The organism is Pseudomonas sp. BNK-45, assembly GCF_047456255.1.
Taxonomy (GTDB): domain Bacteria; phylum Pseudomonadota; class Gammaproteobacteria; order Pseudomonadales; family Pseudomonadaceae; genus Aquipseudomonas.
Genome location: NZ_CP179909.1, coordinates 161,694 through 178,500, shown reverse-complemented (window position 1 = coordinate 178,500; position 16,807 = coordinate 161,694). Strand labels below are relative to the sequence as shown.

The following is a 16,807-nucleotide window of genomic DNA, read 5'->3' as shown; positions in this document are numbered from 1 at the left end:
TAGAGTGCCATCAGAATAATGGCGTCAAAAGTAGAGGGATTTCCTGTGTCGGCCGTTCTCTCACTGTTACAAAGCCGTTTACTGCGGCCTGTGTTCGTTACCCTCGGTATCGCCCTTTTGGTGCAGGTAGTGCTCGCTGTTGCCCTGACTCGGAGCACGGTGACTGCCCTGGAGGCCGATCTGGCTTCGCGTTTGGGTGTCGATAGCCAGAAGTTGTCTGGCGAACTTGAGCAGGCAGGCAAGGAAGTCACTTCCAGCCTGGAAAGCCTGTCCAGCAGCACCCGTCAGCGTCTGACCGCGGGCCTGTCTTCCCGTCTCAAGGAAGAGCAGGTGCAACTGCGTGCGGCCCTGGAAAAGGACCTGAAGGACTCTGCCAATGACATGGCTCAGTTGCTGGCCTCCGTGGCGCCTCGTGCCATGTGGGACAGTGATGTGCCGACTTTGTCCGAGTTCGCACGACGTGCTCAGCGTAATCCCAACGTGTTGTTCGTGGTTTATGACGATGCTGCGGGTGAACACCTGACGCGTTACCTGAACCGCGAGAATCCGATCAACAAGGCCCTGCTGGAGAAGGGCAAGGGCGATCGGGCCTTGGACAAGGTGCTGGATGCGGCCAAGAACGATCCTTCGGTCTACTACCTGGAGGCATCGATCAACCCTAATGGGGTTGAGATCGGCAAGGTGCTGATGGGGGTGTCCACGGCTTCTGTGGAAGCGGATATTGCCGCCCTGGATCAGCGTTTTGGGGCATTGATCGCCAGCAGTGACCAGTTGGTCGGCGACAGTCTCAAGGGGGCTTCTGCCGACAGTTCGGCGGCCATGCGTTCACGCTTGCAGTCGGCCCAGGCCACTGCCGCGCAGATGCAGGCCAATACCACCAGCACGGTGCAAGAGGCGGCAGCGACGCTGCGCTGGCAGATTGGCGTGGGCCTGGCGCTGGTGGGGCTGGCTCTGCTGCTGTTGCTGGCGGTGGTGCTGGGGCGGCGCGTGGTGAACAAGTTGCACCTGTTGATTTCCGCCCTCAATGACTTGGCAGCAGGCGAGGGGGATCTGACCAAGCGTGTGCCGCTCAACAGCAATGATGAGATCGGCGACATGGCCTCGGCGGTGAATCGCTTTGTGGATAAGTTGCAGCCCATCGTGCGTGAGGCGGGGGATGTGGCGCAGCGTACCGGTGTCGAGATCGGCGCCATGAGCCTGCGTAATGCCGGGGCGGATGCGGCGGCCGAAGCGCAGCGCGACGAGGTGGCGGAAAGCCTGCGGGCGCTGTCGCAGATGGCTGATGAAGCCCAGGCGGAAAGCCAGGCGATGCAGGCGGCGCTGCAGCAGGTGGTGGAGATCCGTCAGGCCACTGACGAGAACACCCGTACCTCCGAGCAGGTCGGCAACCTCATCGAGGCCTTGGCCGGGCAGGTGGATACCGGGGCCAAGGTGATCGAGCGCCTGGCGCAGCAGAGCGAGCAGATCGAGGTGGTGCTGACGGTGATTCATGGCATTGCCGAGCAGACCAACCTGCTGGCGCTGAATGCGGCGATCGAAGCGGCGCGCGCCGGTGAGACCGGGCGCGGGTTTGCCGTCGTGGCGGATGAGGTGCGAGCCCTGGCCAGCAAGACCCAGAGCTCCACTGGCGACATCCAGGCCCATATCGGCGCGCTGCAGCAGGGCGCGCGGGAGGCGGTGGCGGCCATTGGTCAGGCTGGGCGTCAGGCCAGCGAGGGCTTGCTGGTGCTGCGTGACAGTGCTCGCCTGCAGCAGACGGTGCAGTCTTCGGTCGAACAGGTACATGCCGCCATTGGCCTGGCCACCCAGGCCGCGGCCCATCAGGCTCAAGGCGCGCAAGCGGTGCGTGGGCGGGTGGAAACCATCCATGCCCAGGCCGAGCGGGCGGCCCAGGCGGTGGTGGAAACCACGGCCAGTGGCAAGGTGCTGGACAGCCTGGCGGCGCAGCTCAAGGCCAGTCTCGGCCAGTTCCGCGCCTGATGCTTCGCTGATAAGCCGGCTCCTGCACCGTTGCGCAGGAGTCGGCTTGTCGGCGCAACCCTTCTCAGCGACTCAAATACATCCGCGTCGTCAGCAGATAGACCGGCAGCCCCGATACCAGAATCAGCAGCGCCGCATAAGGTGCCGCCGCCGCAAATTCCACATTCGCCGTATGCGCCCAGACCTCCGTGGCCAGGGTGTTCAGCCCTGTCGGGCTGAGCAGCAGTGTCGCGGTCAGCTCTTTCATGGCATCCAGAAACACCAGGGCAAACGCCGCACCCAGCGCAGGAAAGATGATCGGCAGGGTCACCCGGCAGAAAGCGCTGAACGACGATGCGCCCAGGGTTCTGGCCGCCTCTTCCAGCTGTGGCGCCGCCTTGTTCAGTGCTGTGCGGATCGGCGCCTGGGCCAGCGGCAGGAACAGCAAGGCATAGGCGATCAGGAGCAGCGCCGAGGTTTGATACAGCGCTGGCACATAGTGCAGGGCGAAATACACCAGGGTCAGGGCGATCACCAGGCCTGGCAGGGCGTGCAGCAGGTAGGGCAAGCGTTCGGCCCAGAGCGCCAACGGCCCCTTGTAGCGCACCACCAACAGGCCCACTGGCACCGCCAGCACCAGGCACAGACCGGCACCGCCCAGCGACAGTGCCAGGGAGGAAAACAGCGCCTGGCTGATGGCGGCCACTGGAAAGGCGGCTGATGAGCCTACCGCCAGCCAGTAGGCGAGCATGCCCAGGGGGATGCCGCTGCCGATCACGGTCAGCAGCAGGCAGTAGAGTTGTCCCCCTGCTGACCAGCGCCCCAATCGCACTTGTTCGGCGTGTCGTGCCGCGCCCTGGCCGGTGCGCACATGGCGACCCTTGCCCCGAACCCGCAGTTCCAGGCCCAGCAGAATCAGGCACAGCGCCAGCAGCACGGCTGAGAGCATGGCGGCGTTGGCGTTGCTGAATTCCAGCTCGAATTGCTGGTAGATCGCCGTGGTAAAGGTTTGCAGGCCAATGATCGACAGGGCGCCGAATTCCACCAGCATGTGCAGGGCGATCAGCAGCGATCCGGCCAGCAGAGAAGGCCAGAGCAGGGGGAGGGTGATCTTAAAGAACACGCCCCAGCGATTTTGTCCCAGGGTTCGCGCCGACTCCTCAAGGGCCGGGTCGAGATTGCGCAAGGTGGCTGCCACCGGCAGGAATACCAGCGGGTACTTGGACAGGGTCATCACCAGGATCGCACCGCCCAGCCCTTCGAATCCGGAGCTCAGGGATACCCAGGTAAAGCTGCTGACAAAAGCCGGCACGGCGAAGGGCAGGCACAGCACCACGCCCCAGATTCGCCGCCCCGGCAAATCGCTGCGTTCCAGCAGCCACGCCAGGGACAGGCCGATGATGGCGCAGGCGATGGTCACCCCGCACATCAGCAGCAGGGTGTTGCTTAGCAGGCGCAATACGTAAGGGCGCCATAGCAGGTGCAAGGCTTCCGTCCAGCCGGCCTGCCAGGCCTTGAGCCCGACATAGAGCAGCGGTAGCAGGCTCAGGCAGACCAGCAGCAGGACCGGCAGCAGCAACCAGATCGAAGGCCGCTTGCGCCTCGGCACGTAGGGCGTGCCTGAGGCGAGTGGCGATAGCGGTGGGTTCATCAATTCAGGCCGACGTCGCGTTCCAGGTCCAGGGCTTGCTCGGCGTTGCCCAAGTCGGCTGGGGTCACCTTGGGTGCCTGCAATTCGCTGAAGGGCTTGAGCCCGCGATTCGATTCCATGCCTTTATGCAGCGGGTATTCGGCGGTGGTCTGGGTGATCACTCGCTGACCTTCTTCGCTGGCCATGTAGGCGAGTAGTTGCTGGGCTTCTTTGGGGTGCTTGCTGGACTTGAGCACTGCGGCACTGGAGACGGTGATCAGGCCGCCGACGTCGCCGTCGGTGAAGTAGTGCAGTTTGGAGTCCAGCTGGCCTTTTTCCCGTTGCAGGGCGAACCAGTAGTAGTTGTTCACCAGGACCGTGGCGACTTCGCCGTTCTCCACGGCTTTCAGCGCCACCATGTTGTTGCTGTAGACCTTGCCGAAGGCTCGCAGCCCGGTCAGCCACTCCTCGGCAGCGTCCATGCCATGCAGCTTGATGATGGCTACGGCCTGTTCCTGGAAGGCGCCGCTGGTTGGTACGAAGCCGACCTTGCCTTGCCATTGTGGTTGGGAGAATTCCAGCACGGATTTGGGCAGGTCTTTCTCGTCGATCAGTTTCGGGTTGAAGGCCACCACCCGTACCCGTGCCGTGACACCGATCCAGGTGCCGTTGCCAGCTACGTATTCCTTGGGCAGCACGGCCAGGGTTGCCGCGTCGGTCTGGGCCAGCAGGCCCTGTTCGCCGAGCTTGTTCAGGGGCGGGGATTCTTCGGTATAGATGACGTCGGCGGGCGAGCGCTCGCCTTCCTCGACGACTTGGCTGGCCAGCTGGTTGCTGCTGCCTTTGCGCACGTTGACGTGAATTCCGGTCTTGGCCTCGAAGGCCTTGGCGACGGCGTCGCCGACTTCCTTGTGCTGGCCGTTGTACAGGGTCAGGGAAATCTTATCGGCTGCCTGGGTGAGTGGAGATGCCAGGGTCAGTCCCAGCAAAGTGATGGTCAAGCCACGCAGAAGGGATGTTGAAAGGAGGGTGTTTCTGAACATCATTCGCAGGTTTCCTCACTGTTGTGCCGCAAAAACTTGTAACAATCATAAACGATATTGTTTCTCATGTGCGCTTCGCGGGTTGGGCTGTGGGTGAGGAGGGGGGAAATGGCTGGGGGCAGAAACGCAAAAACCCGCTTTCGCGGGTTTTTGTGAGACTTGAAAGCGTTGCTCTCAAGTTTTGAATTGGTGCCCAGAAGAAGACTCGAACTTCCACGACCTTGCGGTCACCAGCACCTGAAGCTGGCGTGTCTACCAATTTCACCATCTGGGCAGTATCGACGTCGTCGCCGTGTCGATGGAGCGCACTATACGGATCGTGTTTTGATCTGTAAACCCCTGTTTTGGATTTATTAAATCAAACACTTAGAATGCAAAAACCCGCTTTCGCGGGTTTTTGTTTGAGTCTTGAAACTGATCTAATCTCAAGCTCTTGAATTGGTGCCCAGAAGAAGACTCGAACTTCCACGGCCTTGCGGCCACCAGCACCTGAAGCTGGCGTGTCTACCAATTTCACCATCTGGGCAGTATCGCTGACGTCTCCGTCGTCGATGGCGCGCACTATACGGAGGCTCCTTTGAGCTGTAAACCCCCGATTTCAAAAAAGTTTGAAAAAAGTCATCGGCGGCATGCATAAGGATGTTTCTGAAGCGAAGGGGCGGATTTTTCCAGCGTTGTCTGAGCCTGAAATTTCCCGTTTCAATACGCGTATGCCAAACTAACCCGCATATAGACAAGGTGAAATTTATCTAATGGCCGATTGGCAGTCCCTCGATCCCGAGGCCGCTCGTGAAGCGGAAAAATACGAAAACCCTATTCCTAGCCGCGAACTCATCCTCCAGCACCTTGCTGACCGGGGTTCGCCTGCTAGTCGCGAGCAGCTGGTAGAAGAGTTCGGTCTGACCACAGAGGACCAACTGGAAGCCCTGCGTCGCCGCCTGCGCGCCATGGAGCGCGATGCTCAACTGATCTACACCCGCCGGGGTACTTATGCACCGGTGGATAAGCTCGACCTGATCCTGGGCCGTATCAGCGGTCATCGCGACGGTTTCGGCTTCCTGGTGCCGGATGATGGCAGTGATGACCTGTTCATGAGCCCCGCGCAAATGCGTCTGGTCTTCGATGGCGACCGCGCTCTGGCCCGGGTTTCCGGCCTGGATCGTCGTGGTCGTCGCGAAGGCGTGATCGTCGAAGTGGTGTCCCGTGCCCATGAAAGCATCGTGGGTCGTTACTTCGAAGAAGGCGGTATCGGCTTCGTGGTGGCGGATAACCCGAAGATCCAGCAGGAAGTTCTGGTCACTCCCGGTCGCAATGCCAACGCCAAGATCGGTCAGTTCGTTGAGGTGAAAATCACGCACTGGCCAACGCCGCGCTTCCAGCCGCAAGGCGACGTGATTGAAGTGGTGGGCAACTACATGGCTCCAGGCATGGAGATCGATGTCGCCCTGCGTACCTACGACATCCCTCATGTCTGGCCCGAAGCCGTGCTCAAGGAAGCCGGCAAGCTCAAGCCGGAAGTGGAAGAGAAGGACAAAGAGAAGCGCATCGACCTGCGTGACCTGCCTTTCGTCACCATCGACGGCGAAGACGCTCGCGACTTCGACGATGCGGTGTTCTGCGAAGCCAAGCCCGGCAAACTGCGCCTGTTCGGTGGCGGTTGGAAGCTGTATGTGGCGATCGCCGATGTGTCCAGCTACGTGAAGATTGGTTCGGCCCTGGACGCCGAAGCCCAGGTGCGCGGCAACTCGGTGTATTTCCCCGAGCGGGTGATCCCGATGTTGCCGGAGCAGTTGTCCAATGGCCTGTGCTCGCTGAACCCGAAAGTCGATCGCCTGGCCATGGTATGCGAGATGACCATCTCCAAGTCCGGCGAGATGACCGACTACCAGTTCTACGAAGCGGTGATCCACTCCAAGGCGCGTCTGACCTACAACAAGGTCAGCACCATGCTCGAGCAGCCGAAAACCAGCGAAGCCAAGCAGCTGCGTGGCGAGTATGGCGATGTGCTGCCCCACCTCAAGCAGCTGTATGCGCTGTACAAGGTATTGCTCGGTGCCCGCCATACCCGTGGCGCCATCGACTTCGAAACCCAGGAAACCCGGATCATTTTCGGCTCCGAGCGCAAGATCGCCGAAATTCGCCCGACCACCCGCAATGATGCCCACAAGCTGATCGAGGAGTGCATGCTGGCCGCCAACGTGGCCACTGCCGAGTTCCTCAAGAAGCATGAGATCCCGGCGTTGTACCGGGTGCACGATGGTCCGCCGCCGGAGCGCCTGGAAAAGCTGCGCGCCTTCCTTGGCGAGCTGGGCCTGTCCCTGCATAAAGGCAAGGACGGCCCGACGCCGAAGGACTACCAGGCACTGCTGGAAACCATCAAGGATCGTCCGGATTACCACCTGATCCAGACCGTGATGCTGCGTTCCCTGAGCCAGGCGGTGTACAGCGCCGATAACCAGGGCCACTTCGGCCTGAATTACGAAGCCTACACCCACTTCACCTCGCCGATCCGTCGCTACCCGGACCTGCTGACCCATCGGGCCATCCGCAGTGTGATTCACTCCAAGCAGGACACGCCGCACGTGCGTCGAGCTGGAGCGATGACCATTCCCAAGGCGCGTATCTACCCGTACGACGAAGCCACCCTGGAACAGCTCGGCGAACAGTGCTCGATGAGCGAGCGCCGTGCCGACGAGGCCACTCGCGACGTAGTGAACTGGCTCAAGTGCGAGTTCATGAAGGATCGCGTCGGCGAGTCCTTCCCGGGGGTGATCACTGCGGTGACCGGTTTCGGTCTGTTCGTCGAACTCACCGATATCTACGTCGAAGGCCTGGTGCATGTCACCGCCTTGCCGGGTGACTACTACCATTTCGATCCTGTGCATCACCGCCTGGCGGGCGAGCGCACCGGGCGCAGTTTCCGCCTGGGCGACACCGTGGAAGTGCGGGTCATGCGCGTCGATCTGGATGAGCGCAAGATCGACTTCGAGATGGCCGAAAAAACCATCAATGCCCCGATCGGCCGCAAGAAGCGCGGTGTCGTGGACGTGCCTTCAAGCAAGGCGGTAGAAGAACCGGCGCCGGCCAAGGCGGGGCGTCGCAGCTCCACCAAGGAGAAGGCGGTCGAGGCTTATCGTCCGAGCGACGCGGCGGCGAAAAACGCCGAAGTACGCAAGAGCCGCGAAATGAAACGGGCGCTGCTGGCAGAAGCCAAAAGCGGTGGTAAAGCGGCGTCTGGGGGAAAGTCCGGCAAATCGGCTCCGGCCAGAGACAGCGACCGTCCAGCCAAGCCGAGCAAACATCGTAAAGGTCCGCCCAAGGCGGGCTCTGCTTCCGGCGCGAAAAGCGGCGGGGCGCGCAAACCTAAGGCCAAGTCATGAGTCAGTTGGAAAAGATCTACGGCGTACATGCTGTAGAAGCGTTGCTGCGTCACCATCCCAAGCGGGTCAAGCAGATCTGGTTGGCTGAAGGGCGCAGTGACCCACGGGTTCAGGTACTGGTGGATCTGGCGGCACAGAACCGTGTGTCGGTCGGTCAGGCCGAGCGTCGCGAAATGGATGCCTGGGTTGAAGGCGTGCACCAAGGCGTGGTGGCGGAAGTCAGCCCGAGCCAGGTGTGGGGCGAGGCCATGCTCGACGAGCTGCTGGACCGTACCGAGGGCGCGCCGCTGTTGCTGGTGCTCGATGGCGTGACCGACCCGCACAACCTCGGCGCCTGCCTGCGCACCGCCGACGCGGCCGGTGCCCTGGCGGTGCTGGTGCCCAAGGACAAGTCGGCGACCCTGACACCAACCGTGCGCAAAGTGGCGTGCGGCGCTGCGGAAGTGATTCCGCTGGTGGCGGTGACCAACCTGGCGCGGACCCTGGAAAAGCTCCAGCAGCGCGGCCTGTGGATCGTCGGCACCGCCGGCGAGGCCGAACAGGAACTGTACGATCAGGACCTGACCGGCCCCACCATCATCATCATGGGCGCCGAAGGCAAAGGCATGCGGCGCCTGACCCGCGAACACTGTGACTACCTGGTACGCCTGCCAATGGCGGGCAGCGTCAGCAGCCTCAACGTCTCCGTGGCCACGGGCGTCTGCCTGTTCGAAGCCATGCGTCAACGTAGCGTCAAGGCTTCGACTTCGCGTAAGTAACAAATAAGCTGCAAGCGGCAAGTTACCAGCGCCAAGCGCTTTGACTTGTCGCTTGAAGCTCGTGGCTTGCAACTGCTGTTCAAATAATCACCAATTGCCTTGCGCCGCTGTTCCCCCTTCTCTACAATTGCGCCCCTTGCCGTGACGGCAGGCGCATATGTGCCTATCTGTGGCAAGACACACCAGTGTCATTCACTCCTTGTCTGACCGCTTATAGGCGGCAGGCTACAACCCGTAAGGAGCATTCATGCGTCATTACGAAATCATCTTTTTGGTCCACCCGGATCAAAGCGAGCAAGTCGGCGGCATGGTTGAGCGTTACACCAAGCTGATCGAAGAAGACGGCGGCAAAATCCACCGTCTGGAAGACTGGGGCCGTCGTCAACTGGCCTACGCAATCAACAATGTTCACAAGGCTCACTACGTGATGCTGAACGTTGAGTGCACCGGTAAAGCCCTGGCCGAGCTGGAAGACAACTTCCGTTACAACGATGCTGTGATCCGTAACCTGGTCATCCGTCGCGAAGAAGCCATCACTGGCCAATCCGAGATGCTCAAGGCTGAAGAAAACCGCAGTGAGCGCCGTGAGCGTCGTGACCGTCCTGAGCATGCTGACAGCGCCGATGGCGATGACAGCGACAACAGCGACGCCAGCGATAACGCTGACGAGTAATCCACGGACCTTTTGAGGAGCCAATTACATGGCACGTTTCTTCCGTCGTCGTAAATTCTGCCGCTTCACCGCTGAAGACGTGAAAGAGATCGATTACAAAGATCTCAACACTCTGAAAGCCTACGTATCCGAGACCGGCAAAATCGTTCCAAGCCGCATCACCGGTACCAAAGCTCGTTATCAGCGTCAGCTGGCCACCGCTATCAAGCGCGCCCGCTTCCTGGCCCTGCTGGCCTACACCGACAGCCACGGCCGCTGAGATCGGGCAGTCGACAAGTAGTAAGGGATTGAATGCATGCGCGCCTTAGCTGAGTTCATCATGCGCGGTCGTGTGCAGGCCACTCTGGTAGTGGCTGGCTGTTCGGCATTGCCGTTGTTGTATTGGTTGAGTGCTGCCGCCGGGAGCCTAGTGCTTCTGCGGCGCGGATTGAAGGATGCCCTTGGCGTCCTTGCTCTGGGAGTGCTGCCAGGTTTGTTCTGGTGGCTGATGTTCGATGATCCACGGGCGCTTCTGGTGCTGCTGGGGTCTTCGAGTCTTGCGTTGGTTTTGCGCGCAAGCGAGTCCTGGAACCGCGTGCTGCTGGTCAGCATAGCGATAGGGTTGGTGTTTGCTGGAGTCCTGGGGGCGGCTTACCGCTCGCAGATCGAAGCGCTGGCGCAGGAATTGATAAAAGTCCTGCCGATGGCCTTTGGTGAGGTCTACCAGCAGTTACCGGTGGAAGACCAAGCTCGTCTTGCCACGCTGGTTGCACCGGTCCTGACCGGCCTGATAGCGGCCTTGTTGCAAGCCGTCAGTGTGCTGAGCCTGATTCTCGGGCGTTACTGGCAGGCTGTGTTGTATAACCCGGGCGGTTTTGGGCGCGAGTTTCGGGCCATCAGAATCCCTCTTGGGCCAGCGATGTTGCTGCTGGCGTGCATGCTGGTAGGGCCGAATTTCGGACCACAACTGGCCATGCTGACGCCGATGTGCAGTATCCCGCTGGTTTTTGCCGGGCTGGCCCTGATTCACGGGCTGGTGGCACAAGGGCAGCTGGCCAGGTTCTGGCTGGTGGGGTTGTACGTCACGCTGTTGCCGTTCATGCAACTGATCTATCCGTTGCTCGTGGTTGTGGCCATTGTCGACAGTCTGGTTGATTTTCGCGGTCGTTTGGCGCCGAAAGACGCTGATAACGGCTCTGCGAACGGTGAAGGTTAAAAGTTAAGAGGTTATTACCAAATGGAACTGATCCTGCTGGAAAAAATCGCCAACCTGGGCAACCTGGGCGATAAGGTAAACGTTAAGGCTGGTTACGGCCGTAACTACCTGCTGCCTTTCGGCAAAGCCACCGCTGCTACCGCTGCCAACCTGGCTGCGTTCGAAGCGCGTCGTGCCGAGCTGGAAAAACTGGCTGCAGAGAAGAAGGCTTCTGCCGAAACTCGCGCTGCGCAACTGGCTGAGCTGGAAGTGACCATCACTGCCACCGCCGGTGACGAAGGCAAGCTGTTCGGTTCGATCGGCACCCACGACATCGCTGATGCACTGACCGCCTCGGGCGTTGAAGTGGCAAAAAGCGAAGTTCGTCTGCCGAACGGCACCATCCGCAACGTAGGTGAATTCGACGTAGCCGTGCACCTGCACGCTGAAGTTGAAGCAACCGTACGCGTTGTCGTGGTGGCTGCTTAAGCAGTACCAAATCGTCTGGCACCTTGTGTGGCTGACGGTTAACATCGGGCACGATCCTGTTTACAGGTCGTGCCCTTTGTCTTTCTGCTGATCCTGATTTTCACCCCCGAATTCCAAGTGGCCATGAACGATATCTCTGCTCCCGAGCAATACGATCTGCAAACCGCCGCCCTGAAGGTGCCGCCGCATTCCATCGAGGCCGAACAGGCCGTGCTCGGTGGTCTGATGCTGGACAACAACGCCTGGGAACGCGTGTTGGATCAAGTGTCCGACGGCGATTTCTACCGGCATGACCACCGTTTGATCTTCCGCGCCATCGCCAAGCTGGCCGACCAGAACATGCCGATCGACGTGGTCACTCTGTCCGAGCAGTTGGACAAGGAAGGCCAGACGTCGCAGGTTGGCGGCCTGGGCTATCTGGGCGAGCTGGCGAAGAACACCCCGTCGGTGGCCAACATCAAGGCCTACGCGCAGATCGTTCGCCAGCGGGCAACCCTGCGCCAGCTGATCGGCATCAGTACCGAGATCGCCGACAGCGCCTTCAACCCCGAAGGCCGCACCGCCGAGGAGATCCTCGACGAGGCCGAGCGGCAGATCTTCCAGATCGCCGAAGCGCGGCCCAAGACCGGCGGCCCGGTGGGGGTCAACGAACTGCTGACCAAGGCCATCGATCGCATCGATACCCTGTTCAACACCGACAACGCCATCACTGGCCTGTCCACCGGCTACACCGACCTCGACGAGAAGACCAGCGGCCTGCAGCCGGCCGACTTGATCATCGTCGCCGGCCGTCCGTCCATGGGTAAGACCACCTTCGCCATGAACCTGGTGGAAAACGCGGTACTGCGCAGCGACAAGGCGGTGCTGGTGTACTCCCTGGAGATGCCAGGTGAATCGCTGATCATGCGTATGCTGTCCTCCCTGGGTCGCATCGACCAGACCAAGGTCCGTTCCGGCCAGCTGGAAGACGATGACTGGCCTCGCCTGACCTCGGCGGTCAACCTGCTCAACGACCGCAAGCTGTTCATCGACGACACCGCGGGCATCAGCCCCTCGGAAATGCGCGCGCGGACCCGGCGCCTGGTGCGCGAGCACGGCGATATCGCCCTGATCATGATCGACTACCTGCAGCTGATGCAGATCCCGGGGTCCAGCGGTGACAACCGCACCAACGAGATTTCCGAGATCTCCCGGTCCCTCAAGGCCCTGGCCAAGGAATTCAACTGCCCGGTGGTGGCCCTGTCCCAGCTCAACCGCTCCCTGGAACAACGCCCCAACAAGCGCCCGGTGAACTCCGACTTGCGGGAATCCGGAGCGATCGAGCAGGACGCCGACGTGATCATGTTCGTGTACCGGGACGAGGTGTATCACCCCGAGACCGAGCACAAGGGCATTGCCGAGATCATCATCGGCAAGCAGCGGAACGGCCCGATCGGCTTTATCCGCCTGGCGTTCATCGGCAAGTACACCCGCTTCGAGAACCTCGCGCCGGGCAGTTACAACTTCGACGACGACGAATAACGGCGCACGCCATGGTGGTGGCCGTCTGTGGCGAGGGAGCTTGCTCCCGCTGGGTCGCGCAGCGGCCCCATGTCCGGTCGTCACCCAGCTTCAGATAAATTGTCAGCACCGACTCTGCGCCTGCCGCGCAGTCGAGCGGGAGCAAGCCGGTTGCGTGACATGAAAATGAATTCCGACCCTTTTGGTCGGAATTGGTTATTTTTTGTGCTATATTCCGCGCCCGCGAATTTTCCTGATAGCCATCGCGTCCCTATTCAAGCCAACACCGGTCATCGACATGCAAGCAGCCAAGCCGTTATTTGACTATCCCAAGTACTGGGCCGAATGTTTCGGGCCAGCGCCATTCCTGCCCATGAGCAGGGAGGAGATGGATCAGCTCGGCTGGGATTCCTGCGACATCATCATCGTCACCGGTGATGCCTACGTCGATCACCCTTCGTTCGGCATGGCGATCATCGGCCGCCTGCTGGAGTCCCAGGGCTTTCGCGTGGGGATCATTGCCCAGCCCAACTGGCAGTCCAAAGACGACTTCATGAAGCTCGGCGAGCCGAACCTGTTCTTCGGTGTCGCCGCCGGCAACATGGACTCGATGATCAACCGCTACACCGCCGACAAGAAAGTCCGCTCCGACGACGCCTATACCCCCGGCGGCCTGGCGGGCAAGCGCCCGGACCGCGCCAGCCTGGTGTACAGCCAGCGTTGCAAGGAAGCCTACAAGCACGTGCCGATCGTCCTCGGCGGCATCGAAGCCTCCCTGCGCCGCATCGCCCACTACGACTACTGGCAGGACCGGGTGCGCAACTCGATCCTGATCGACGCCAGCGCCGACATCCTGCTGTACGGCAACGCCGAGCGGGCCATCGTCGAAGTGGCCCAGCGCCTGTCCTATGGCCACAAGATCGAAGACATCACCGACGTGCGCGGCACCGCTTTCATCCGCCGCGACACGCCCAAGGACTGGTACGAAGTGGACTCCACCCGTATCGACCGTCCGGGCAAGATCGACAAGATCATCAACCCCTACGTCAACACCCAGGACACCGCCGCCTGCGCCATCGAGCAGGAAAAAGGCCCGGCCGAAGACCCCAACGAAGCCAAGGTCGTGCAGATCCTCGCCAGCCCGCGCATGACCCGGGACAAGACCGTGATCCGCCTGCCGTCCATGGAGAAGGTACGCAACGACCCGGTCCTGTACGCCCACGCCAACCGCGTGCTGCACCTGGAAACCAACCCGGGCAACGCCCGTGCCCTGGTGCAGAAACATGGCGAAGTGGACGTGTGGTTCAACCCGCCGCCCATTCCCATGACCACCGAGGAAATGGACTACGTGTTCGGCATGCCGTATCAGCGCATTCCGCACCCGGCCTATGGCAAGGAAAAGATCCCGGCCTACGAGATGATCCGCTTCTCGGTGAACATCATGCGTGGCTGCTTCGGCGGCTGTACCTTCTGCTCCATCACCGAGCACGAAGGGCGGATTATCCAGAACCGTTCCGAAGAGTCGATCATTCGCGAGATCGAAGAAATTCGCGACAAGGTTCCCGGCTTTACCGGGGTGATCTCCGACCTCGGCGGCCCGACTGCGAACATGTACCGCATCGCCTGCAAGAGCCCGGAGATCGAATCCGCGTGCCGCAAGCCGTCCTGCGTGTTCCCCGGCATCTGCCCGAACCTGAACACCGACCACTCGTCGCTGATCCAGCTGTACCGCAGTGCCCGCGCCCTGCCCGGGGTGAAGAAGATCCTCATCGCCTCCGGCCTGCGTTACGACCTGGCGGTGGAATCGCCGGAGTACGTCAAGGAACTGGTGACCCACCACGTCGGTGGCTACCTGAAGATCGCCCCGGAACACACCGAGGAAGGTCCGCTCAACCAGATGATGAAGCCGGGCATCGGCACCTATGACCGCTTCAAGCGCATGTTCGAGAAGTACTCCAAGGAAGCGGGCAAGGAGCAGTACCTGATTCCGTACTTCATCGCCGCCCACCCGGGCACCACCGATGAAGACATGATGAACCTGGCCCTGTGGCTCAAGGGCAACGGCTTCCGCGCCGACCAGGTGCAGGCGTTCTACCCGTCGCCGATGGCCACCGCCACCGCCATGTACCACTCGGGCAAGAACCCGCTGCGCAAGGTCACCTACAAGAGCGACGGCGTGACCATCGTCAAGAGCGAGGAGCAGCGCCGCCTGCACAAGGCGTTCCTGCGCTACCACGATCCCAAGGGCTGGCCGATGCTGCGCGAGGCCCTGCTGCGCATGGGCCGTGGCGACCTGATCGGCCCGGGCAAGCACCAGCTGATTCCGGCTCACCAGCCGGCCACCGACAGCTACCAGAGCGCGCGCCGCAAGAACTCGACGCCTGCCGGCAGCCACAAGGTGGCCAAGGAAACCAGGATCCTCACCCAGCACACCGGCCTGCCACCGCGTGGCAGCGACGGCGGCAATGCCTGGGACAAGCGCGAGCAGGCCAAGGCCGCGGCGTTCGCCCGCAACAAGCAGGCCGCCAAGGAGCGTGCCGATGCGGCCAAGGGCAAAGGCAAGAAGCCGACCCGCAAGCCGGTGGTACCGCGCTAAACCGACAAAACGCCAGCCGCCGAGCTGGCGTTTTGCTTTCAGGGCGATGGTTTTTTTGCCCGTGGGTCCGCAACAAATCGCCAGGGCTTTGTTAAGGTTGCCGGGTTTTTATCGCCGTAATGCCGGGATGGCTTTAGGCCATCATGCAGCTTCCAATCGCCAGACCAAGGATGAATCCCGTGACCAGCTCGTTAGCCGCCATTGGCATGGACTCCAGCCCTTCGCAGTTTCTTGCCCGCCAACGTATCGAAAGCCAGATCAACCTGCCGCGCCTGTTCGCCGCCATCGACGCCGATCCAGCGATTGTCGGCGCCGGGGTGGTGTACATCGATGCCGACTTCAACGTGGTGACCCTGCGCGAATTCAAGCCGATCTGCAGTATCACGCCCAAGCGCATCATCCTGCGGGAGGCGAAGAAGTACATCGCGCCCCAGCAGTTCGTCGATCAAGTGAAGAACAACCCAAGGGAATCCCGCCTGGCCACGGAATCGTTCAACGCTACGCTGTCCTGCACCGCCGCGGTCATCGGCTGGCTGGTGGTGTTCAGTGGCAGTATCGCCGTGCCGTTCACCGCCGGCGCCAGCGCCTGGATGGTCGGGTTGGGAGTCACCGTCGCCGCGGCGGGCACCGCCCAGTGCGCCATCGGTGGCGCCCGGGTGATCAACGAGATCCAGGATCCGGCGGCCAACGACCGCATGGACGACGCCGAGTGGTACAACACCGTGTCGCCGATCCTCGACGGCATCTCGCTGGTGGGGGTCGGCGGTTCGGCGCTGACCACGGTCAAGCTGCTCAAGGCCAGCAAGGCCGCCGGCACCGGCAAAAGCTGGGTGCAGTTGCTCAAGGGCCTCAATCGCCAGGAGCGGGCCAAACTGACCAAGGAGTTGCTCAGCCTGCGCGACCCCAGCCTGACGCCCAAACTGCTCAAGTTGCAGCAACGGGCAGGGGGGCTGCCCAAGCGCTACTCGTCGGCGCAGATCAAGCACGCCACCCTGACTCAGATGAAGGATGCCCTGGGCGCCGCCCTGAGCACCGCCGGCAGCTACAGCTCCGGCAACCTCGGCACGGTGAAGACCCTGGCGGTGGGCCTCTACGAGGAGTTCGACCAGTGATAGGGGGCGGCCGGATGGGCGAGTTCCTTGCGCGTTATTTTCCGATTTTCATGCTCACGGTCCTGCTCGGCTGCTTCAGCGCTTCGCTGCTGCTGTCCCTGTGCGGAACCACCTATTGGCGTGGCATGGCGCCGGCGCAGCGCGACGACTACCTGCTGCTGGGCCTGTTGCTGCTGATTCCGCTGCTGGTGCTGAGCAACCTGCTGATCGTGCGCGGAGTGGCCTGGGCGGTGTGGCTGCTGGCCGGTTACTTTCTGGCCTGCCTGCTGCTGGTGGTGCCGATGATCCAGTACCGCCCGCACCAGGGCGTGTACCTGTTCGCCATGCTCGTGCCGCTGCTCGGCCTGCTGTTGCTCAACAGCCGACGGTACCGGGAGATGCGTGAGCGCCTGCTGGAGATCCGTCACCAGCGTCGGCGCCTGCTGGCTGCCGCCAAGCAATCGCGCAAGCGCCATTGACGTTGGCCCGGCCGGCCGGTGCATTTTCGTGCAAT

The 16,807-nt window shown here is 61.6% G+C and carries 13 protein-coding genes and 2 tRNA genes; 11 read left to right on the top strand and 4 right to left on the bottom strand.

Going from position 1 to position 16,807, the window contains the following annotated elements:
- The first annotated feature begins 45 nt into the window (after positions 1 to 45).
- Positions 46 to 1,980, top strand: coding sequence for a methyl-accepting chemotaxis protein (locus tag ACMGG8_RS00840; protein ID WP_060837265.1), 1,935 nt, complete (start codon positions 46 to 48; stop codon positions 1,978 to 1,980).
- A gap of 64 nt (positions 1,981 to 2,044) precedes the next feature.
- Here the strand turns inward: ACMGG8_RS00840 and ACMGG8_RS00835 are convergent, their stop codons facing one another.
- From ACMGG8_RS00835 to ACMGG8_RS00820, 4 genes are all read right to left on the bottom strand, one after another.
- On the bottom strand, positions 2,045 to 3,610 hold the full coding sequence (locus tag ACMGG8_RS00835; RefSeq protein ID WP_414159017.1) for an ABC transporter permease: 1,566 nt from the start codon (positions 3,608 to 3,610) through the stop codon (positions 2,045 to 2,047).
- Entirely contained in the window at positions 3,610 to 4,635 is a 1,026-nt protein-coding gene (locus ACMGG8_RS00830; RefSeq protein ID WP_060837267.1) for an extracellular solute-binding protein, read from the bottom strand. Before ACMGG8_RS00830 ends, ACMGG8_RS00835 begins: the two co-directional genes overlap by 1 nt.
- Before the next feature lie 184 nt (positions 4,636 to 4,819).
- Positions 4,820 to 4,906, bottom strand: a tRNA-Leu gene (locus ACMGG8_RS00825).
- A 165-nt stretch (positions 4,907 to 5,071) separates the two neighbouring features.
- Positions 5,072 to 5,158: transfer RNA gene (locus ACMGG8_RS00820), tRNA-Leu, on the bottom strand.
- A gap of 226 nt (positions 5,159 to 5,384) precedes the next feature.
- Here ACMGG8_RS00820 and rnr point away from each other — a divergent pair.
- The 10 genes from rnr (at position 5,385) to ACMGG8_RS00770 (ending at position 16,772) form a co-directional block, all read left to right on the top strand.
- Complete coding sequence (rnr, locus tag ACMGG8_RS00815; protein WP_414159016.1) at positions 5,385 to 8,012, top strand: ribonuclease R; 2,628 nt, start codon at positions 5,385 to 5,387, stop codon at positions 8,010 to 8,012.
- On the top strand, positions 8,009 to 8,770 hold the full coding sequence (rlmB, locus tag ACMGG8_RS00810) for a 23S rRNA (guanosine(2251)-2'-O)-methyltransferase RlmB (protein WP_060842330.1): 762 nt from the start codon (positions 8,009 to 8,011) through the stop codon (positions 8,768 to 8,770). The genes rnr and rlmB overlap by 4 nt, the downstream gene beginning before the upstream one ends.
- Positions 8,771 to 9,017: 247 nt before the next feature.
- Complete coding sequence (gene rpsF / locus ACMGG8_RS00805; protein WP_011058949.1) at positions 9,018 to 9,443, top strand: 30S ribosomal protein S6; 426 nt, start codon at positions 9,018 to 9,020, stop codon at positions 9,441 to 9,443.
- Positions 9,444 to 9,471: 28 nt separating this feature from the next.
- A complete protein-coding gene (gene rpsR / locus ACMGG8_RS00800) occupies positions 9,472 to 9,702 on the top strand; it encodes a 30S ribosomal protein S18 (protein ID WP_002551829.1) in 231 nt (76 codons plus the stop codon).
- Positions 9,703 to 9,738: 36 nt separating this feature from the next.
- Positions 9,739 to 10,638, top strand: coding sequence for a hypothetical protein (locus tag ACMGG8_RS00795; RefSeq protein ID WP_060837270.1), 900 nt, complete (start codon positions 9,739 to 9,741; stop codon positions 10,636 to 10,638).
- A gap of 21 nt (positions 10,639 to 10,659) precedes the next feature.
- A complete protein-coding gene (gene rplI / locus ACMGG8_RS00790; RefSeq protein ID WP_007921484.1) occupies positions 10,660 to 11,106 on the top strand; it encodes a 50S ribosomal protein L9 in 447 nt (148 codons plus the stop codon).
- Positions 11,107 to 11,229: 123 nt separating this feature from the next.
- The gene (gene dnaB, locus ACMGG8_RS00785) at positions 11,230 to 12,627 is read left to right on the top strand and encodes a replicative DNA helicase (protein ID WP_007921486.1); all 1,398 of its coding nucleotides are present in this window, start codon (positions 11,230 to 11,232) and stop codon (positions 12,625 to 12,627) included.
- A gap of 277 nt (positions 12,628 to 12,904) precedes the next feature.
- Positions 12,905 to 15,202 (top strand): YgiQ family radical SAM protein, encoded by a 2,298-nt coding sequence (locus ACMGG8_RS00780; RefSeq protein ID WP_060837271.1) that lies wholly within the window; start codon positions 12,905 to 12,907, stop codon positions 15,200 to 15,202.
- 206 nt (positions 15,203 to 15,408) lie between these two features.
- The gene (locus tag ACMGG8_RS00775) at positions 15,409 to 16,314 is read left to right on the top strand and encodes an NAD synthetase (protein ID WP_414159912.1); all 906 of its coding nucleotides are present in this window, start codon (positions 15,409 to 15,411) and stop codon (positions 16,312 to 16,314) included.
- Entirely contained in the window at positions 16,311 to 16,772 is a 462-nt protein-coding gene (locus ACMGG8_RS00770; RefSeq protein ID WP_414159015.1) for a hypothetical protein, read from the top strand. The genes ACMGG8_RS00775 and ACMGG8_RS00770 overlap by 4 nt, the downstream gene beginning before the upstream one ends.
- Positions 16,773 to 16,807: the final 35 nt, after the last annotated feature.